This is a genomic window from Tangfeifania sp., from assembly GCF_055108615.1.
Genome location: NZ_JBSQIC010000009.1, coordinates 43,402 through 63,862 on the forward strand (window position 1 = coordinate 43,402; position 20,461 = coordinate 63,862).

General features: G+C 42.1%; 15 protein-coding genes and 1 tRNA gene. 2 read left to right on the plus strand and 14 right to left on the minus strand.

Going from position 1 to position 20,461, the window contains the following annotated elements; translation table 11 throughout:
- Position 1 precedes the first annotated feature (1 nt).
- Both ACTCNA_RS03620 and ACTCNA_RS03625 read right to left on the minus strand, forming a co-directional pair.
- The gene (locus ACTCNA_RS03620; protein WP_462946531.1) at positions 2-226 is read right to left on the minus strand and encodes a hypothetical protein; all 225 of its coding nucleotides are present in this window, start codon (positions 224-226) and stop codon (positions 2-4) included.
- Between the two features lie 216 nt (positions 227-442).
- Entirely contained in the window at positions 443-2,974 is a 2,532-nt protein-coding gene (locus ACTCNA_RS03625) for a cellulase N-terminal Ig-like domain-containing protein (protein ID WP_462946532.1), read from the minus strand.
- A 525-nt stretch (positions 2,975-3,499) separates the two neighbouring features.
- Between ACTCNA_RS03625 and ACTCNA_RS03630 the strand changes: the two genes are divergently transcribed.
- Complete coding sequence (locus ACTCNA_RS03630) at positions 3,500-3,742, plus strand: hypothetical protein (RefSeq protein WP_462946533.1); 243 nt, start codon at positions 3,500-3,502, stop codon at positions 3,740-3,742.
- 313 nt (positions 3,743-4,055) lie between these two features.
- Here the strand turns inward: ACTCNA_RS03630 and ACTCNA_RS03635 are convergent.
- The 12 genes from ACTCNA_RS03635 to hemN all read right to left on the minus strand — a co-directional run bounded on the left by ACTCNA_RS03635 (position 4,056) and on the right by hemN (position 17,011).
- Positions 4,056-4,129: transfer RNA gene (locus tag ACTCNA_RS03635), tRNA-Asn, on the minus strand.
- A 176-nt stretch (positions 4,130-4,305) separates the two neighbouring features.
- Complete coding sequence (locus ACTCNA_RS03640; protein WP_462946534.1) at positions 4,306-7,392, minus strand: cytochrome c biogenesis protein; 3,087 nt, start codon at positions 7,390-7,392, stop codon at positions 4,306-4,308.
- Positions 7,393-7,614: 222 nt separating this feature from the next.
- Positions 7,615-8,226, minus strand: a complete 612-nt coding sequence (locus ACTCNA_RS03645) for a cytochrome b/b6 domain-containing protein (protein ID WP_462946535.1) — start codon at positions 8,224-8,226, stop codon at positions 7,615-7,617.
- Positions 8,227-8,232: 6 nt separating this feature from the next.
- Positions 8,233-9,222, minus strand: coding sequence for a cytochrome c3 family protein (locus tag ACTCNA_RS03650; RefSeq protein ID WP_462946536.1), 990 nt, complete (start codon positions 9,220-9,222; stop codon positions 8,233-8,235).
- 56 nt (positions 9,223-9,278) lie between these two features.
- Positions 9,279-9,704, minus strand: a complete 426-nt coding sequence (locus ACTCNA_RS03655) for a c-type cytochrome (RefSeq protein WP_462946537.1) — start codon at positions 9,702-9,704, stop codon at positions 9,279-9,281.
- A 24-nt stretch (positions 9,705-9,728) separates the two neighbouring features.
- Positions 9,729-10,637 (minus strand): DUF5777 family beta-barrel protein, encoded by a 909-nt coding sequence (locus tag ACTCNA_RS03660; protein WP_462946538.1) that lies wholly within the window; start codon positions 10,635-10,637, stop codon positions 9,729-9,731.
- Positions 10,638-10,659: 22 nt separating this feature from the next.
- Positions 10,660-11,046 carry a hypothetical protein gene (locus ACTCNA_RS03665; RefSeq protein ID WP_462946539.1) on the minus strand — a complete coding sequence of 129 codons (387 nt, stop codon included), beginning with the start codon at positions 11,044-11,046 and terminating at the stop codon, positions 10,660-10,662.
- Positions 11,047-11,113: 67 nt separating this feature from the next.
- Positions 11,114-12,169, minus strand: a complete 1,056-nt coding sequence (locus tag ACTCNA_RS03670) for a hypothetical protein (RefSeq protein WP_462946540.1) — start codon at positions 12,167-12,169, stop codon at positions 11,114-11,116.
- Between the two features lie 173 nt (positions 12,170-12,342).
- Positions 12,343-13,104 (minus strand): Crp/Fnr family transcriptional regulator, encoded by a 762-nt coding sequence (locus ACTCNA_RS03675; RefSeq protein ID WP_462946541.1) that lies wholly within the window; start codon positions 13,102-13,104, stop codon positions 12,343-12,345.
- A 144-nt stretch (positions 13,105-13,248) separates the two neighbouring features.
- Entirely contained in the window at positions 13,249-14,271 is a 1,023-nt protein-coding gene (gene hemH / locus ACTCNA_RS03680) for a ferrochelatase (protein ID WP_462946542.1), read from the minus strand.
- Complete coding sequence (gene hemG / locus ACTCNA_RS03685) at positions 14,255-15,628, minus strand: protoporphyrinogen oxidase (RefSeq protein ID WP_462946543.1); 1,374 nt, start codon at positions 15,626-15,628, stop codon at positions 14,255-14,257. The genes hemH and hemG overlap by 17 nt, the downstream gene beginning before the upstream one ends.
- A 3-nt stretch (positions 15,629-15,631) precedes the next feature.
- Positions 15,632-17,011 (minus strand): oxygen-independent coproporphyrinogen III oxidase, encoded by a 1,380-nt coding sequence (hemN, locus tag ACTCNA_RS03690; protein ID WP_462946544.1) that lies wholly within the window; start codon positions 17,009-17,011, stop codon positions 15,632-15,634.
- Between the two features lie 363 nt (positions 17,012-17,374).
- Here hemN and ACTCNA_RS03695 point away from each other — a divergent pair, with 363 nt between their 5' ends.
- Entirely contained in the window at positions 17,375-20,377 is a 3,003-nt protein-coding gene (locus ACTCNA_RS03695; RefSeq protein WP_462946545.1) for a type I restriction endonuclease subunit R, read from the plus strand.
- Positions 20,378-20,461: the final 84 nt, after the last annotated feature.

The window sequence follows — 20,461 nt, forward strand, 5'->3', positions numbered from 1 at the left end:
TCTATTTTTTCAGTTCATAACTTGTCAGAACAGCGTATTCGGCAGCAAAGGCAAAACTAAACATGGCTTCTATACTATTTTTCACCTTATCTGAATTCCTGCCGTTCAGTAAATCAGAAGGCAGAAATCCATCATGTAAAAAATGCTCGTAGCCATAATCGAGGTTTTGCTGAAAGCTATTGATATAATCAGCAACGTCATTATCGTTTATATTTTTGTACAACACCAGCGGACTTACCAGTGGCCCGTTGCTGCATGAATGTTTGGTTACGTAGCCCGGGCCCCAGGTTATACCGCCAATTTCATCTCCGTTTGAGTCGCGGGTGCAATCCCAGCCGTCGAGAACGTATTCAGTTAAATACTCCGCTTTTTCTAAATACTACGGCAGAATTGTCCATTAATTTGTTTGCATAACTTGATACAGTTAAAAAAACCAGCCTGTTTATTTTATCAAATTCTTAAACGCTGATCCAAAAATCAGATAACTGGTATTGCCGCCAATCGTGCCTTCGTTTTGTCCCCACAGAAATGGCCAGTCGTCGTAGTTTTCAAAATGGTCGGGTTGGCGAAATAATATGCCCGGTGCCACATTGCCCGGAATAAAGGAAAAATCGGCCCGGTTGTTCCCGTAAAAGACTTCTTTGGGACGTGCGGCACCCAACGTTGCCACCAGCGAATAGTTGTGATAAGGATGGCAGCCATACAACCAGTTGGTGGTCTTGAACGCATGGCTGATGTCTATAATATCAGGAAAATATTTATTGGCAAAACAAATGGTGGTACCAAAGTTCACAATTCTTCCGGCACCGGCCCAGTTGCCAAGGCCGATGGGTACTCCGTAGGGATTATCCTTTTCAAGCCCGTCGATGTATTCTTTGTACTTAACAATATAAGGCCGGAGCTTTTCCCTGTAGGAGGCGTCCATGTATGGAATGCCGTGCAGAGCGGTCAAAATGGCGAAACTGAGGTTCCGCTCCAGTGCAGGCCATAAAAGTTCCTGAAACTTATCAGCATATTGTTGCTCCCCGGTTGAGATGTACAACTGAAGGTTGGTGCCAACATCTGCTGCTCTGAAGCGCCTGTCGGGGCGATCCTGCGGCTGGTTGGCCAGCAGTTCCGTTGCCTCTTTCAGCAGTCTTTTCGACTGAGTCAACGCGCGTTCCGAAAGATCGTCATTGTATCCCTTCAGTGCGCGGCTGACAGCGGCAAACATGGTTGCCGCCCTGAGGTCGAGACCAGGATTGCGGCTTGTAAAGGCCCACATATCATCCTTCACCCCGCTCGAAAGACCATCATCGGCAACTTCGTACGGGCCAAGGTCCGGGTTGTACGGAAGGCCGTCGGTGATGGAGGCGGCATCGCCCAGGTGATGGTAATTGTACAACACCGAGTTGGAAAGCGTTTGTGCCATGTGGCCGATAATCTCTGCCTGAGCTACCAGGTTCATTGCTCCATGCTCGATAAACTGCAAAATATCCGGTGTCCCGTCCGGGCGGTGAAGATCCACATAACGCTGCCCCTGACTGACAAACGTCTGGTCGCGTTGGGGTTTGAAATACTCCCAGGTCTGCACAAAGTTTTGCACCACGCCAATGTTCGAGCCGGTTTCGATATCAAAATCTCCGGCATCGAAAAACCCTCCAATATTTAATCCGGGAATCAGTTCCAGCCCTTCAAAATTTGTGTCGGTTGTCGGACCCTGTCCGTGGAGGTCGAAATGATCGGTATTCGGCGGTGCCTGGCGGTACCCTTCCTTAAACGGCTCGCCGTGCCACACCCTGTATCCCTCGCGCACAAACATGTGGTTCATATGAATGGGAATCCAGATATCGCTGGTGGCATCGGTAATCTTGTCGTAAACGTCATCGTTAATGATAAAATTATTGGTTTTCTCGTCGCCATATTGAATGTAATAGATACCGGGGGTGGTCACCGATGAAAAATCGAATTTCACATAGTGATATTTGTAATAGTCGCCCCATGAACGGATTGGGCCATTGAACACTTCGGCAGCCCGGCCGTGTTCATCGATTTTATAAAGCGATGCGGTGGCAAGCGGTGTGTCCTTTTTGTCGAGTTCAATTACCGAAACTTTGGGTTGCGACGGGAGGTAGCCCACCTGCGAGAACCCGATGTTGGGCTCCCGTATCCAGCCGTCGATGGCATGGGGTTCAACAGTCCAGCTCAGCACCTTGCCGGTTTTTCCTGCCGGAAGCAGACTGCGCACAACAAACCAGCCGTTTTGTGCCAGTACACGACCGTCGAAAAGCATGAGTTCGGCATCTTCGGAGGTGATTTTTACCCGCCGTTCTGGGTCTTCGGGTGCAAGTATAAAATTATGTCCGGTTTCCAGCGGCAGCGGATCGACAAAACGGTCGGTTCCCCTGTCGTCGGCAGTAACATATCCTTTAAATTGTTTTATTTTTTCACTGTTGGGCCGGGTAACGGAATTTCCTACCACATAGCGCGGGAACCGGTTGAGGCGTCCGTCGGTCAGGTAGGTTTTCCCCCAGTATTTCGAGGGCAGGAACTCCAGGTTAAATCCGGCAGCCCCCTCCAATTCCTCGGGAACGGGTTCATCCAAATAAACGGCCATCTCAACGCCTTTATCTTTGGCCGTAACCACCACCCGCGAATCAAAACCGTAATCTTCATAATTCAAAACAGACTCGATGGAATTGGACTCGCGATTTACCGTGCGTGTAGGAATGGCCGGAACCAGGTCCCACTGCTCCGGCGTGTTGGACAGCCGCACCGCACCGCCCTGCGCGGTTCTGACGCCATGGTGTATCAGTTCGATACCGGCGGTTTTCTCGTCGTTGAACCCTCCGGTAAACAGGTTACTGTACACCAGAACGTTGACACCCTGCGTTTCGAAATATTCCAGATCGTTGAGTTTCAGCTCCTGGGCCGGAGTCTTTTGGAATGCCACCATCAGCAGCACAAAAAGTATTAGAAATGTAAATTTTTTCATGATGGTCAAAAAAAATTAAAAATCAGATATTGGTTTAACTAAACATTTACTTGTAATTATTAACGCTGTTTAAACACTTAAACACAGGTACTAAAATAAGAAAATATGTGCTATAATAAAACAATTAAGATTGTAGCAAAATGAGGTAATTATCAATAAAATATGCACCAAACTGAGGATAAATTTTGAAAAAGAAAAGTTATCAATTTCAACTTCGAAGGAAACTTCTTTTACTGTAGATGATAACAGGGAAGTTTTTATAGATACTACAAAACAAAAACACGCCTGAGATTATTGATTTCAAGCATTTTTGTAAATTTCACTTTGCATTTCAGCACCCCAGAAAGTTGGATGTTGCAACTTTATTTGTTATAACTGCATCCGCGTAATACCCACTTGTCCAGAAATTACCACCCAATAACCTTGCTTCAATTTCTGCAATTCCCCATTTCTTGGGATTGCCTCTTATCTATAATCAGTCTAAATTTGTCGCCGAATACATTAGAAATCAAACAAAAAAGGCAGATGATGGGAGTTGTTGGTAAGAAGGTGATTGAAAAATGGATAGCCATGTTGCTATCCTTGTTATGCTTTCTTCCGGCTGTATCGCAAAATGCACAAACAAAAATTGAAGGCACCATTGTGGATGTGAACAAAATCAGCCGCTGCCTTTTGTTTCCGTCCTTATTGAAGACACTCAGAAAGGTGCTGCTGCCGATGAAAACGGCTATTTTTTTATCGAAAATATTTTCTTGTAGATATCTTTAAGGGCAAAAAAGTTGCGCCCCAAAGGATTTTTTTTTACATCTCTGACAAGGTCAACACTAAAGGGTAATAATTTGCAACTAAATAATAGCATGATTATATCCTTTGACATCCGCTCATTTTCAGAACTGCAGGATGTACTAAACAGATACGTTGAAAGGTCAGGATAATTCATCCAATTTTACGTAGGAAAGTTAGGGCATTTGTTGGTTTGCTTTCCACAAAGTGAGGGTAAATTCCAAGGTTGCCGCAAAACAAAAAATGCCTGAAATTCATTGATTTCAAGCATTTTCGATAATTTTAGTTGTCTAACCGGCTCCCCAGGTAGGACTTGAACCTACGACCTACGGATTAACAGTCCGCCGCTCTAACCAACTGAGCTACTAGGGAATATGTTTTCGCTTTCAGAACGCTTGCTTTTAAAAGCGATGCAAAAATAACAGCTTTTCGGGAAAGAAAAAATTTTTTGGAAAAAATTAATTGTTCTACCAACATTTTAACGGAACCCAGCTTCACGCCGGAACTGGAGTCACATTTATTGTTTCCCTCACGTTCCGGCTTAAAAACTAAAGGTCTTTCTCGCCTGTTGGCGCAGGTTTGTTTTTAGTTTCAGAAACAAAAGCTGCAATAACAAGTGCCAAAGCCAGAAAGATACCGATGTAAACCCCGGTTGGAATAGGTGCCGGTTCTCCCTGTGCATACGAATGTAAACCCGACAGGTAGTAATTCACCCCAAAATAGGTCATCAGCACCGAACCGAACCCAAGCAGCGAGGCAGCACTAATCGCATAATTCCCTTTTAATCCCGGAATTTTATACATGTGTACGATAAACGCATACACCAAAATAGTTACCATGGCCCAGGTTTCTTTAGGGTCCCAGCCCCAGTATCTTCCCCACGACTCGTTCGCCCACACGCCGCCAAGAAAGGAACCAATGGTAAGTGTGAACAACCCGAGAATCAGAGAAATATTTATGATGTAAACCAATTCTTTAATGGTAAAACTAATCCGGTTTAAATTTCCGGGAGTGCGGAAAACCATGAGAATTAAGTTGAGCAGCCCCAGCAAAGCGGCAATTCCCAGAAACCCGTAACTGGCCATAATTACTGCCACATGCACAATTAACCAGTACGATTTCAACACCGGAACCAGGTTTGTAATTTCCGGGCTCATCCAGCTAAAGCTGGCCACAAGCAAGGTTAAACCGGCAAGCAGTGTAGTCAGCGATAATGTGATTTCAGACCGTCTTACAAAAATCAGCCCGGCGAGCAAAGTCGCCCAGCTCACAAAAACCATCGACTCGTACCCGTTACTCCAGGGCGCATGCCCCGAAATATACCACCTGACAGCCAGCCCGGCGGTGAGCACCAGAAACAAAAGAACGATGAGCAGAAAACCGGCCTGCCTTAATTTGCTTAATTTTACTTTTGGATTGAAAATGGTAATCAGCTGTATAAAAAGCAGCACCAATCCTAACGTCATGAATATTTTTGAGAGTTTTCCGAAAATATCCAGTTTATGGTACAGTACTTCAAGTTTTATTTTGGTTTTTGAAGGGATAATTTCAGCACCTTGCTGTTGCTGGTAGCTTTTTAATTGGGCCAAAAGCTGGTTGGCAGCCACCCAGTTGCGATTACCAACCGCATTTAAGTAATTGCTGACAATCTGTTCGGCAAAAACTTCATGGTCCCCGCCCAGGGTTTCAGCTTCGTTAACCGATACCCACTTTTTGTTTTCGTCGCCGGGGACGGGAAAAACAGTAAAAAAATACCCGGTAAATACACTGTTCAGAATATTAACACGCTCATCAACATTAATCACCTCTTTTTCGAGCTTGTTGCGTTTGGCCGAACTTTTTTCGTAGGCTGCATTTACCAGTGAACTTAACCTGTAGCCACCGCGCTCACGCGTAGTAACAATATCGTTAAAAGCTGCATATTTTCCGTTGATGCCAAGAAAATTCCGGAGTTCGGGATTGGCCACTTTTATGAACGGCACGTTTCTCCATTTTTCGGGATTGGCCTGCATGTCGAGAAAAACAGCAGAGGCCGACAATCCTTCCCACTTTTGCTTTTTGGCTACTTTACGCATAATTTCAGAAGCCAGGGTTGCAGCAGGCTCAACACGTCCTTTCCGGCTTTGCAGCAAAAGTTCCTCAAATTCTCTCACATGCTGCTTGTCGGGTGGTTGCAGGTTGGGTGTTTGGGCGCTTACTGCTGAAAACGAAAATGCAAAAATTAAAACCGCAAAAAGTTTCTTGCGCTTTTCACTCATTTTGCCTGAACCTTTCACCAAACTCCGGAAACGGCTGCTTTTGTTGAAAAGTGTTAATATCATTCCCAGTGTCATAATTAAATATCCGAAGTAGGTCACGGAGGTTCCAAGCACATCATAATTTACCGATAAAATTGTGCCCCGCTCATCCTGATCATACGACGACTGAAAAAAGCGATATCCTTCGTATTTCAAAATATTGTTCATGAAAATACGATACGGAATTTCCACGTCACCGTCCCGGAGCACCACTTCGCTGGCATAAGACGAAGGGCTGTTTGAGCCGGGATATCTTTCCAGCTGAAAGTCTTCAAGATATAATGAAAAAGGCAGTTCAATATTTTTTGAGCCGTAAGAAGCCGAAACGGCAATGTCATTTATTTTGGCATTCACGGGGCTACTGACTACCCCTTTTTGCCCGAAAACAATCAGCTCTTTGGACTGGTCGCCAACCGTTACCAGCATCCGCAACGCATCGTTTGCTGCCCCGCCACGCTGCGATGGATCGTACTCCAGCCGGGTAAGGGCTTTCATGAAAAACTGTTTTACAGCAAAATTGAGTTCTCCCATTGAATACACCTTTTGGGTTTCTACCTGCGCGGTTTCCCCGGGTGGTATTACATGTGGTTCGGTTCCCTGCATTCCTGTAACACGGAGCGAATCGTTTGCCGAAATAAACAACGTTCCGTTATCAATAAATAAACTGACATCATTATTTTCAGCAGATTCGAAACCCAGCGAATAGCCGTCCACCTGTTTTGAATTACCCTGTTTCAGGTTGAAATCGTTGCGTTGCATTCCGGGGTTTACTGTTAAAACCGAAACTATTGGTTCGCCGGAAGGATTGGGCACAACTGTTTCGACGGCCGAAGGGACATATTGTAAATTTTCAAAATGAATTTCCCGGTTATCTAAATGTAATGTTTCTGAAAACCGGTTTGAAGCATAGGGCGAAAACAACACTTCAGTTTCATCATTTACGGTTTGGTTTTCATTTGAAGCGGTTACGTTTATAAATGAAGCGGTTGATACTATTTTGTCGGACGAATCGCCTTCGCGGATGTGCATTGTTCCTTCGTAACCAATATAGCGCGTGAATGCAGCCCCCAAAATAATAAACAGGAAAGCAAAGTGAAACAGAAAATTGGTCCATTTCTTTTTACTTGCCAGGCCATTTATAATTATACTTCCAATGAGGTTTACACTAATTACGAGCAATAAAATTTCGAACCAGCGGGCATTGTAAATCAAAATTTTGGCCGTGGTAGTGCCATAATCGTTTTCAATAAAAGTGGCGTAAGCAATTGAAATGGCAAACACCACAAACAAAATCCCGGTAAAAAACATGGAAAACAGAAACGAAACAAACTTCTTCATAGATAAGCTTTCATAAAAATTACAACAATAACATGCAGGCGAAAATAAATGTTTTGCAGAAATATTTGCATAATAACCCACACGAAAATCAGAAACTACTTTGGTTTTGTTCCGGCACAGCAGTTAAAATGTTTATGGTTGTTTGAATTGGGTTGCCAAAAGTATTTTTAAGCAGAAAAAAACAGCTCGCTGAAACAATCGGTCAACTTTCTTTTGGAATGGTTAACTGTGCCACCCTGTAACCATGCTTTTGTAATTGCTAACAGGAGATTTTCCAATTGATGCCACATACAAATGCACGAAAAGAAAAATCATTATAAAGAAACCAACGATGCTATGAAAAATTGCTGTAAGCATGACACCACTAACCTGGTACACCTCTTCAATAATTGTTTCGGGGAACAAAAGTGCGAACCCGGTAATAATTACCAGCGGAACCAAAATGTACATAACCCCAATGTAGGAATATTTTTGCAGCGGGTTAAATTTTCTGTTAGCGGTAACAGGATAGGGTGAAGTTTCTCCTTTAAACATTCCCGAAACATAATATTTTATCTGTTTCTGAATTCTGTTTTTTAACCCTTTAGTTTTTATCTGGTAGAATTTCCCATTTTCAGTTATAAGATTCCCCACAAAAAACACGAAATAAAAAATGGTGAGAACCACTCCGGAAATATTGTGCACGGCAACAGCGCTTTCAAATTTGAACAAAATGCTGGTGGAATAATGCATACTCAACCCGGTAACAATTAAAATGATAATGCAAAGTGCATTCACTCCGTGCCAAATCCTTAACCAAAGTGGATATAAATAAAGCTTTCCTTCAGCTGACATAACGATTTACTTTTTTAAAAACCTGAAAATTGCATGAGTAACAATCCCGGCAACGGTGAAACCAAAAATCAGTACAAAAATTGTGTTTAACAACGGAATACGCGAAGCACCGATTACATAGTACTGGTTGGAAAAAATATTATTCATACTCAAAAACTGAAATGAGCCCGAATACACCTCACTGGAACTCACACTGTCGTTTTCGGCGTTTCCCGACCGCAGCCTGAGATTCTGATATTTATATAACGATGCCTGCAGCACTGAGTTGGAAGAGTGACATTCCACACAATTTTTTGTTGCTTTTTCTTTGGGAAGAATATTGTGGGAAACCATCAGCGAATCCTGAACAACGGTGTGGCATTCGATGCAGCGCACCCGGTTAAAATGCAGTTCCTGGTTGGGCAGCCAGTCGTGAATTTGTACCAGCTGTGGTTTTTCTTTATCGGATACCAACTGATATTTAATCATATTATCGTGGCACGATAAACACATGTTGTTGCTGTATTCAACAATTTCTTTTACGTTACTGCTGGTACGTGCCGTTGGGGTGTAGTAATGCTGGTCATGACATTTTGAACAGGTAAACTGATCGCCAAGCAGTTCATGGTGAATACTTTTTTCAAACTCCTCCTCCACCTTATCGAACTGATAAGATGCATAGGTATCATCACCACCGTGACAATCGATACATGTCATTAACGGTTCGAGTTTAAGTTCTCCGTTGTGCGGGTAAGTTTCATATTCGTACGAGTGGCAGTCGATACACTGAAAAGCTCCGTGAACCCCGTTGACAAACCTTATGGTATCCAAAATATAAAAAGGATTCATCAACCGTGTTTCATCCATTCCTGTCCAGTCGTTATGAATTGTAAAACTTTGCGAGGTATGGCATTCAATGCACAGCTTGTTCTCCTCGGCAACCATCTGGCTTTTAACCGGCACGACCAAAAAAGAAAATACAAATAGCAGCAGAATTGCCCGGATTAAAGAAAGCATGTTGGTATTTCAATTTAAAAACCGGAGGTATTGGATACCTCCGGTAGTATTATCAATTATTCTTTCAGTGATCTGATGTAGTTGATAACAGCCCAGCGATCTTCCTCAACAGGAATCTTTTTTTCGTAGTTGGGCATGTCGTCGCGGCCAATTATCGACTGATAATACAGCTCTCCATCACTTTGTTCCTGAACTTCAGCTGAACCCAAATCACGGATTTTTACACTCATGCTGGCTGCTTTGGGACCATCACCTTCTCCTTTTGAACCGTGGCACGATTTGCAGTGCTTGGTGTAAAGCATTTTACCTACACGGTCAAGCGATTTGTCGCCTGCATAAGGATTTTCCATGTTTTGGTATTCTTCAGGAATATCCCACTCACCACCGTATTCTTTATCTTGCGGGAGTGTAAAAGCCACCAAAAACAATCCTGTTGCAAGGATTATTAATGGATATGTCAAAAAACGAATTTCTCTTTTCATAATACTAATTTTTAAAATTCAACATTAAAAGTTCCAAAGCCTGGTAATGGTAAAGCCAATTGCCAAACCATTATCTGTCCAGTCATTTTGGTTCCACATCATAATATCTTGAGGTATAATTCCGTCTGCAGTTCCCATATAAATCTGGAAAGCGTGAGTACTTGTAGAGATTTCCACGCCAAAGGCAAGGTTTGGTTTCGGGTGATCAACCCACTCGCGCTGTTCCGAAATTGATTTTATTTTTAAAGGAACATCGTAGTTAAATATGAATGACGATTGCATGGAGAACCGGATGCGTCCGTTAAAATGCAAACCAATTTTATCATGATCGTACACGCTTCCTACCATGTTGTAATGGGTAAAACTTGCGCCTGCCTGTAACGATAGCCAATGGGTAAATTTCCGGCCAACAATTAGTTGTGAGAAATAGGAAAAGCGATCGCTAAAAACAATATCGAACTCTTTTGTTCCTTCTCCAGAGTGCCACACTTTTCCGGTCCCAAAGGTATTTTCATTGCTCCCGTCAATTGCCATCGACCCGTAAAGGGCAACAGCAAGCGGTATTGTATTTTCGCGGGTTTGTTCCAATATAGTCCATTTGGCATTCAGGTCGGTGTACATATTCTTTTTGGTAAGTCCCAATCCAACCTGAAAATTATTAACCGGAACATAGTTTAAACCGAGCCTTACATTGGCTCCCGGTGAATAAATTCCCCAAACATCGGAAAGACCATTCTCCATGGTGCCAAACTTATGCTGGATAACGTATTCCAAGGTTCCTTCAATAGGAATCTGGGTTGTTTGGTTATCAATCAGGTAACCACTTTCAAAGGGAGCCCGTACCGGAATATCTTCTTTTTCGTCATCCTGTGCAAATGCACTGGGTAATGTTAATCCTGGAAGAATTAATAATAGTAATATATATTTTTTCATTATTCCCATCTTAAAAGTGTAATTAGTTGTTTTCAGCCCCTTGTTTTAGCCAGACAAGGATTAAAGCTGCATCAGCCTCTGAATACTTGGGGTGAGAACCCGATCCGTCAGGGTGTGGCCTGGTATAAATCAGGCTTTCTTCCGGGGTGGAAGTATTAATATAACGTGATGTATTCAAAGACGAAAATGCGTTATCAGGAGTCAGGTCCGGAATCTGTCCGCCGGTACCGTGACAGGCAGTACAATTATTACCTGTAAAAATTGGAATAATATCTTCTGAGAACGACACCTGTTCCACGTCCGGATCATCGGGATCGATAACCTCTTCGGGCACAATAAAGTCGTATTTACAACTGGTATAAACCAACGCTAAAAATACAACGGTAATAACTAACAATAACTTCTTCATACATTTAAAATTTTAAAAAAAAACTTCTGAAAAGACAGAAGCCTTTTTTCTTATCCCGTTCAACCTGTTATTCGTTTGCTTCCAACGCTTCAAGAGTATTGGCAAGAAGAGCTTTTACATATTTTGGGTTGTGGGCACCGAGGCTGCGGTCTTCAACCAGTCCAATCCAGTTAAAATAAGCCTGTGCCTGTAGCATTGGATATTCCCCAGTAACCGGGTGGTAGCCATTCTCTTCATCTCCTGCAACTACACCCAGTTCAATTAATTTATCTCTTAATTCGTTTAGCTGACTCTCAACAAGTGCCTGTCCGTTTCCATAATTGAAATCATCCATATCAGAACCGTGGCATTCGATACATGCATCGAGGTTGGCTTTCCAGGTGTGGCCGCCGCCATTTTCGTATTCGCCCATGTGACAACCTATACAAGAAGCATCTTCGTTGTAATGATATGAACTTCCTTGTTCAGGATAATTGGCTGTACCTTCGATTTCAGCAAAACCAACACCCAAAACAATATTAGCCTGCGGCCCATGATGTGGACCATAATGTGAACTTCCAATATTGAAAGTTTCTTCACCAGGTGTAGCTAAATTTGGCTCCGGGGTCCTTGTTTGATGACAAGTAGCACAGAGGTTGTTATTGCCAATTAAATCCATTGTTGCTGAAGCATCAATATCTTCAAGATAAACAGCACTTACCGGGTCATTCACCCGAAGTGCATAATCCTCTCCTTCGAATGTTTCATGGATACCATGACATGTATTACACTGCCATGCTGAAGGATTGGTAATATCTCCCATAACCTCACCAAATTCAGCATACTGCACAAATCCTTCGTGTGAATGGCATTCAGCACATGACTGTCTTCCACCTGCGTAAGCAACAGCCTTTTCGCCTGAAAAGTGGCCTGACATGGCAAACTCTGCGTTTATTGACTCGATATTATCGGATGCATGACAAACTAAACATGTTACGTTCCCATCTACACCGTCACGTCCGTCGGCACCATCAGCACCATCTTCTCCGGGAGGCCCCATAGGACCTTCTTTCACACACGATGCGGATAGAAAAGCGCACAAACAAACACTCAAAATAAGTTTAAAATTAAATGTGTATTTCATAACAAAATCAGATTAGTAAATTGATACTTTTATTCCTTTCATTCTTTGGGCATAAAAATACTTCTGATAGAGTGTTGAAATACACAACACCCAGTGATATATCAAACACGAATTGTTGATATATTCAACAAGGATTATTGACCTGGATTAACAATATTGTTGATATATGTCAATCAACCGTTTCGGCTAATCGACTGTAGGCCATTTTCATCAATAATTTCGAAGGTGTTTCCTGATACCTTAATGAGACCGGAAGTTTTGAATTGCTGAAGAATTCGTACCAGGCTTTCCTTTGTCATGTTCGACATTTCTGACAGATCCTGGCGCGTAAGTGGTACCGAAAAAGTGTTGCTTTTGTAGATTTCATTTTTCAGATAAAGCAACGTATCGGCTACCCTTCCGGGCATGTATTTTTGGGTGAGGTTTACAAGTTTTGTTACCAGGCTGCTGTTTTGTTTTGTATGATGCCTGAGCAGCTCCACTGAAAAGTTGCTATTCCCGGAAAAAAGTTTTGCAAGTTTCGATGAATCGAGCAGGCAAACAGTTACAGGCGTAATCGCCGAGATGGTAAATTTCTGAATATTCCCGTTGAACAAACCGCCGCCGGTAACAAAATCCTGGTTACTGATGAGCCTGATGATAATACTTTTCCCGCGCACACCTTCCACATAAACTTTGGCGAGCCCTCCTCTTACACATACCACGTAGGTTGAACTTGTATTTTGTTTGATGATGGTTTCGCCGGGTTTATAGTTGATTTGGTGTTTCCCTTCAACCAGGTAGTCCAGCTCGTCTTTGCTTAAAGCCTGTAAAATGCTGGTATTATCGTCTTTAAAACAGCTCTTACAACAACAGTCGAAGGTTTTACTACAGTCATCCGATTGCTTGTGACAATTGGAGCATTCAATATTTTGTGCAGTTTTTGCCGATTCCATTGTTGCAAATATATCAATATTTATCTATGTAGCTATTTAAAAATTAATTGACTGCTAACTTAGAAAAAATATTCATCAAATAAATAATATCCTTTTTTCTTTTATTGCCCTGTAATAAAACAAGAAATCCACTCTCGTTGTTCATTAATTTTCAGTTTCGTGTATTATGCTTTTCATGGCATCGATCCAGTACGGTTCTGCATTTAAGCTCTCTACCAACTGCAGTTTTTCACCTCCCTGTTCCAGGAAAATCTGTTTGTACTCGTCGCCAATTTCAATAATGGTTTCGAGGCAGTCGGTGACAAACGCAGGGGCTAAAACCAGAATTTTCTTTTTGCCTTGTTTTAATTTCTCAAGCAGCAACTCATCGGTAAAAGGTTCCATCCAGTTTTTGTCGAGCCGCGACTGGAAAGACACCGAGTAATCCGTTTTTTGAAGGCCCAGTTCCTTTGCCAGCATGCGCGATGTGGCATAACATGTTGCACGGTAGCAATATTTCCCGTGTTCCGGAAGCGATCCCGTACAGTTGCAATCCTGAACTTTAATTCCCGGATGGCATTTTTCGAGCTGGCGGTTTGGCAGGCCGTGGTAGGAAAAAACAACATGATCGTAGGTAGAAGTATCGTATTTTTTTGCCTGTGCTGCAAATGCTTTCAAAAACTCCGGGTGGTCATAAAACTGATCCACAACCGACAAGTCAACATCTACCTTCTGTTTTTTCAGCTCCTTTTTAACTGCCACAATGGTAGTTTCGGTTGTTGACATGGCGTGGTGCGGGTACAGCGGAAAGAGAATCAGCTTTTTAAATCCCTGCTGTTTTATCTGGTTGATAATCCTTTTGTAATCGGGATTTTGGTAGCGCATGGCCACAAAAACATCGTAATCATCGCCAAGTTTTGCCTGCAATTTTTCTTTCATTTCAAAAGAATAATAAATAAGCGGCGAGCCTTTTTCGGTCCAGAGAAGTTTATAAAGCCGGGTCGAATTTTTTACCCTGAACGGGATGATAATAAAATTGACCAGAAATTTGCGCAGCAGCGAGGGGAGGTCAATCACGCGTTTATCGTTTAAAAATTCGGTGAGGTATTTATAAACCGATCCGATGCGGGGTTCATCAGGACTGCCCACGTTCATGAGCAAAACTGCAGTTTTATTTTTCTTTGCCATACTTGTTTGTTAGCTGATTGGCAATTGTTTTTCCCTGTTTAATACGGTCGGCAATCCCAATTCCATCGCGAATATTTCCTGCCAGTATAAGCCCCGGATACTGGGTTTCAAGCCGGTCAATGGTTTTCATCTTCTCATCTGACTCAAAACCATATTGAGGAATTGCGTGACGGTAACGGAAAATCTTCAACAGCCCGGGATTGAATTCCGGCAACTGAAACATTTCAGAAATTTCTTCTTTTACAATCTGAGTAATTTCATCGTCTGTCAATTCTGACATTTCAGGTTTTCTGACTCCCCCAATGAAAACCGATAACAACGCTCCCTGCTCCGGAGCTTTATTTTTCAGGAATGAAGAGAGAAACAGAGCCCCGAGAATCCGGCGCTTTTCAACTGAAGGGACCAGCCCTCCGAATGCATTCAGCGGAATTCCTTCCCACTTTTCAAATCCCAGCGACACCTGCGCAACTTTCGAATAATTCATTTGAAGGACAGGCGATAATTCTTCTTTTCCGATAAACGGCAGTAATTCACTCAGCGCATATCCACCGGTGGCCGAAACAACATGGGTAAACTTTTCCTGTTCGTTACCAATAGTATAATAACCATCATTTTTTTGCACAACCAGATCCGTACAATTCAGCCTGATGTTTTCCGGTCCAATGTTTTTAACCAGCGCATTAATTAAATTGCCAAGTCCGCCTTCCACTGAAAAAATTTCTCCTGTTGCTTTTTTGTCGCGCTCGCTTTTGGGTTGGCGGGCTTTTTTCATTGCCCCGCCAATAAAGCTGCCGTAATCCTGCTCCAGGTTATAAAGTTTTGGAAAGGCATATTTTGTTACCAGCTGGTGCGGATCGCCCGAATAAATTCCCAGGATAAACGGGTCGATGGCATAATCGAGAAAGCTCTTCCCCATCCTCCTCAAAACCAGTCCGGCCAACGATTCATCCGGGTTATCTCCTTTTTTGCGGAAAGGTTCGGTAAGCAGGCGAAATTTATCGGGCAAAGTAAAAAGCGGAGTTGTAATGCCTGTTTTTACGCCCGATGGTAGTGGCCACCACTTGCCGTTTTTCCAAATCCAGCGTGATTTTGCTGTTTCATCTGCCGGTTCAAGCGTGCAATCGTCTTTCAAATCTTCTAAAAGTTCGACAACTTCGGGGCGCGAGAGTACTCCCGTATTGGGCCCCGATTCGAAGGTAAATCCATTCTCCTTGTGGGTTTGAATAACACCGCCGGGGCGATCGGATTTTTCAAAAACCTGAAATCCGATTCCGGCTTTTCCCAGGTAAAAGGCTGTTGTTAATCCAGTTAAACCTGCACCAATTACCGCTACATTCATTTTGTTTTTACGTTCCATTTATTATAAAGCTTTTGAAAACCGTTTATTCTCGTTTTTTAAGTTCGGATCGAATTTAGAGGCAATGTTACGAATAAAAAACCGGCCGGCATCGGTTACTTTAAAAACTGTGCCCTGCTCCATTTGCAATAATCCATCAACAACAAAACTTTCCATTTGTTTTTCCTCGAAATGCAAAGCCTGTTTCACATCCGAAACTGAAATATTAAAAACCCGGGCCGTTTCTTCAAACGATACAAATTCGTTACACATAATTTCAGTAATTACGTGGCGCACAATTTTTTCACCGGTGTTCAGCTTATACCCTTTTTCAATATTGAATTGCCCTTTGTTAATCCGCTCAAGGTACGCATCCGTAACTTTCCCGTTTTGGGCATACACTCCATCAAGCTGGCCAATCCCAGTGGATCCGAATGCATAAACCTGTCCCGTGGTTTCGCGGGTGCAATACCCCTGGAAATTACGGTGAAGTTTCCGGTTTTTAAGCGCAACACTTAGTTCGTCATTTGCTTTGGCAAAATGATCGAGACCAATGGCAGTGTAACCGTTTTCGGTAAGAATTTTATAGCCTGACAAAAACATTTTCAGCTTTTCATCGGCTTCGGGCAGACCTCGTTTTTCAAGAATTTTTTGTGCTTTTTTAATCCACGGCACATGCGCATACGAAAAAGTAACCAAACGGTCGGGTGAAATATCCACTGCCTTTTCAATGGTTTCCGAAAAACTTTTTATGTCCTGAAAGGGAAGCCCGTAGATAAAATCGAGGTTCACCCCGGCGTTTTCGTGGCTGCGAATCCAGCCCACAATTTCTTTTACCGGAACTTTGGGTGCATCGCGGTTTACGTTGTCGAGCACATCCTGTTTGAAATCCTGGACACCCAGGCTGAAACGGTTGAACCCGGCCTGTATCAGCTGCTCCGTATATTTTTCATCGAGCATGGCCGGGTGGCATTCGATGGCGATTTCAGGTTTGTCGATAAACTCGAAATTTTCATGGATTGTATCCATGATATCCCGAATGGATTCAACAGGCAGGGAGTTGGGCGTTCCGCCGCCCCAGTGTACCTGCGACACTTTCCGCGACGGATCGAGCATTTTTTTCACCATTAAAATTTCTTTTTTAACGGCTTCCATGTAGGTGCACATCCTGTCTGTATCGCGGGTAAACTGCGTGTTGCAGCCACAAAAATGGCACATTTTGGTACAAAAAGGAACATGCACATAAATGGAAATATTTTGCGGCCAGCCACTGTTGGAGGCTTCAATGGCTTCAACGTATTCCTTTTCTCCAAATTCAGAATGAAAATAATTGGCCGGCGGGTAACTCGTGTAACGCGGCACCGGGATGTTATATTTTTCAATTAATTTTTCAGGTATCTTCATAACTTTCTGCTGTAACAAATTAAACGGCCTTTTTATCAATCCTGTCTTCCCGTTTTAATGGTGCACTTTCAGAGCAAAAAACTGAAAATTTGTCTTGACAAAAGACGATTGCGAAAATAAACATACTTATTTCTAAGAACCTGCAAAAATAAAACAACCGTTTGTTAAAATAAAACAAACTGACTTTTTTTTAATTGGCAATACCTTTTCTCTCGGTAAAAAACTTTTCCCATGAGATGTTATTTTGCCCATGAGACAGGTTAACAATGAAACGAAGAAAATGTATATTGAGAAATTATATAAACAAAATTTTTGGTCTATTTTAGTAACTTATATTTATGAGTTTATTGAGAAAAGATTTAAATGACTAAAGAATACCAAATAGAAGAAAATCTTATCAAACAGATGGAAGAACTGAAATATGTCCATCGACCCGATATTGTTGATAGGAAAACTCTTGAACAGAACTTCAAAGCCAAATTTGAAGCGTTGAACCGTGTCCGGCTCACAGATAGCGAATTTTTACGTTTAAGGGAGGAAATCATTAACCCCGATGTTTTCCTTGCTTCAAAATTTTTACGTGAACGGCAATATTTTCAACGAGAAGACGGGACCCCATTGCATTATACTCTGGTAAACATTAAAGACTGGTGTAAAAATGAATATGAAGTCGTAAGCCAACTACGAATCAATACAGAAAACAGCCTTCAACGATATGACATTATTCTACTGATTAATGGTTTGCCGGTGGTTCAGATTGAACTAAAGAAATTGGATATTTCGCCACGCAAAGCCATGCAACAGATTGTGGACTATAAAAACGAACCCGGAAATGGCTATGGTAATTCGCTAATGTGTTTTATGCAGTTGTTCATTGTGAGCAACCGCAGTAACACTTATTATTTTGCGAACAACAAGAACATCCATTTTCAGTTTAACGCAGACGAACAATTTTTACCAATATATCAATTAGCAGATGAGCGAAATAAAAAAATTACGCACCTTGATTTATTTGCTGAAAAATTCTTAAAAAAGTGTACCCTTGGTGAAATGATTAGCAAGTATATGGTGCTGGTGGAAAGCGAGCAAAAAATACTCGTGATGCGCCCTTACCAGATTTATGCGGTTAAGGCGATTGTGGATTGCATTCACCAAAACAGGGGCAACGGCTATATATGGCACACTACCGGAAGCGGTAAAACATTGACTTCTTTCAAAGCATCGACCCTGCTGAAGGACAATCCTGATATTGAAAAATGTCTGTTTGTGGTTGACCGTAAAGACCTCGACCGGCAAACCCGTGAGGAATTCAATAAATTTCAGGAAGGCAGCGTGGAAGAAAACACCAATACCGAAGCGCTGGTCAGGCGTTTACTTTCTACGGATTATGCCGACAAGGTGATTGTTACTACCATTCAAAAATTGGGACTGGCTTTGGATGGCACTTACAAGAAAAACTTCAAAGAGCGTTTGAAGCCATTAAGTAACAAACGGGTAGTTTTTATTTTTGACGAGTGCCACCGTTCGCAGTTTGGTGAAAATCATAAAGCAATAAAGGAGTTCTTCCCCAATGCTCAGCTTTTTGGGTTTACAGGAACACCTATTTTTGAGGAAAACGCGATAAATAAAATCAGGGAAGACCAATATGAAACTTACCAGACCACAGAATCGGTTTTTGAAAAGGAATTACATGCCTACACAATAACCCATGCCATAGACGACCGCAACGTACTGAAATTTCATATCGACTATTTTAAGGGCAAAGGCCAGGTGAATGCTAACCCCGGAGAAGCTCTTGCACAGCAAGCAGTAGCAGAGGCAATTCTTGACAAGCATAATGCTGCAACGAATCATCGGAAATTCAATGCGCTGTTAGCAACAGCTTCTATCAATAATGCCATTGAATATTATCGACTATTCAAAGCAATACAAGAGAAAAAAATTGAGGAAAATCCCGAGTTTGAACCCCTCAAAATTGCTTGTGTGTTTTCACCTCCTACCCAATTGATAGCAAAAAATGGTGACCAGCAAAGTCAAAAAAATGCAGCAGACATTAAACAACTTCAGGAAGATTTACCCCAGGAACAAGAGGACAACAAACAAAATCCTGAGGAAAAGAAAGCTGCATTAATGGAGATTATTGCTGATTACAATAAACAGTATGGAACCAATCATGATATAAATAACTTTGATGTATACTATCAGGATATTCAAAGACGCATCAAAGACCAGAAATACAGAAATAAGGACTATCCGCAAAAAAATAAGATTGACCTTACCATTGTGGTGGATATGTTGCTCACGGGTTTTGACTCCAAATACCTGAATACTTTATATGTGGACAAAAACCTGAAATACCATGGGTTAATACAGGCTCTTTCGCGTACAAACCGAATTTTGAACGACACAAAACCTTATGGCAACATCCTGGACTTTCGTTCACAGCAAGGTGCGGTAAACCAAGCCATCACTCTATTTTCAGGTGAGGACAGCGATAAAGCCAGCGAAATTTGGATGGTTGACCCTGCTCCGGTAGTTATTGACCAATACCAAAAAGCGGTGGAAGCTCTCGGTGTGTTTATGCAGGAACATGATTTGGTGAATGAACCACAAGAGGTGTACAACCTGCGTGGGGATGCTGCAAAAATTACTTTTGTAAAAAACTTTAAGGAAGTACAACGACTCAAAACCCAGTTAGACCAATACACCGATTTGGACGAAGAGGAGCAAGCTAAAATTGAGCGTATTTTACCCAAAGAAACCTTACAAGAGTTCAGAAGCTCGTACATAGAAACGGCAAAACAATTGCGGGAAATTCAACAAAAAGAAGGTGATGATGCACCGGATGAAATACAGCAACTGGATTTCGAATTCGTGTTGTTTGCATCTGCGGTAATTGATTACGATTACATTATGAACCTGATTGCCGACAGCACACAGAAGAAACCTTCTAAACAGAAAATGACCAAGGCACAGGTGATTAGTTTGCTAAAATCGAACTCAAACCTGATGGAAGAAGAAGAAGATTTAACCGACTACATTAATCAGGTGGACTGGAGTGTGGGACAAACCACAGAGGAGCTAAAACAAAACTTTGAAACCTTTAAAGTAGAGAAGTATGATAAGGAATTATCTGCCATTGCTAATACACACGGATTGCAGGCAACGGCATTAAGAAGCTTTGTGGAGAGAATAATGAGCAGAATGATTTTTGACGGTGAGAAACTAACCGACTTGCTTGAGCCATTAGAACTGGGTTGGAAGCAAAGAAGTAAAGTGGAAATAGATTTAATGAAAGATTTGGCACCCCAATTAAAAAAACTAGCCCAGGGACGTGAGATTAGTGGTTTGGCAGCTTATGAATAATTGTCAGAATTAGGATTAAAAAATTGTCAGAATTAGGATGGAAAGGATTAAAGGATGATAAGATTAATCCATCATCCAATAAAG

Coding starts and splice junctions, on each gene's coding strand:
- ACTCNA_RS03625 (WP_462946532.1), bottom strand. CDS start 2,974: ATGAAAAAATTTACATTTCTAATACTTTTTGTGCTGCTGATGGTGGCA.
- ACTCNA_RS03630 (WP_462946533.1), top strand. CDS start 3,500: ATGATGGGAGTTGTTGGTAAGAAGGTGATTGAAAAATGGATAGCCATG.
- ACTCNA_RS03640 (WP_462946534.1), bottom strand. CDS start 7,392: ATGAAGAAGTTTGTTTCGTTTCTGTTTTCCATGTTTTTTACCGGGATT.
- ACTCNA_RS03645 (WP_462946535.1), bottom strand. CDS start 8,226: ATGTCAGCTGAAGGAAAGCTTTATTTATATCCACTTTGGTTAAGGATT.
- ACTCNA_RS03650 (WP_462946536.1), bottom strand. CDS start 9,222: ATGCTTTCTTTAATCCGGGCAATTCTGCTGCTATTTGTATTTTCTTTT.
- ACTCNA_RS03655 (WP_462946537.1), bottom strand. CDS start 9,704: ATGAAAAGAGAAATTCGTTTTTTGACATATCCATTAATAATCCTTGCA.
- ACTCNA_RS03660 (WP_462946538.1), bottom strand. CDS start 10,637: ATGAAAAAATATATATTACTATTATTAATTCTTCCAGGATTAACATTA.
- ACTCNA_RS03665 (WP_462946539.1), bottom strand. CDS start 11,046: ATGAAGAAGTTATTGTTAGTTATTACCGTTGTATTTTTAGCGTTGGTT.
- ACTCNA_RS03670 (WP_462946540.1), bottom strand. CDS start 12,169: ATGAAATACACATTTAATTTTAAACTTATTTTGAGTGTTTGTTTGTGC.
- ACTCNA_RS03675 (WP_462946541.1), bottom strand. CDS start 13,104: ATGGAATCGGCAAAAACTGCACAAAATATTGAATGCTCCAATTGTCAC.
- hemH (WP_462946542.1), bottom strand. CDS start 14,271: ATGGCAAAGAAAAATAAAACTGCAGTTTTGCTCATGAACGTGGGCAGT.
- hemG (WP_462946543.1), bottom strand. CDS start 15,628: ATGGAACGTAAAAACAAAATGAATGTAGCGGTAATTGGTGCAGGTTTA.
- hemN (WP_462946544.1), bottom strand. CDS start 17,011: ATGAAGATACCTGAAAAATTAATTGAAAAATATAACATCCCGGTGCCG.
- ACTCNA_RS03695 (WP_462946545.1), top strand. CDS start 17,375: ATGACTAAAGAATACCAAATAGAAGAAAATCTTATCAAACAGATGGAA.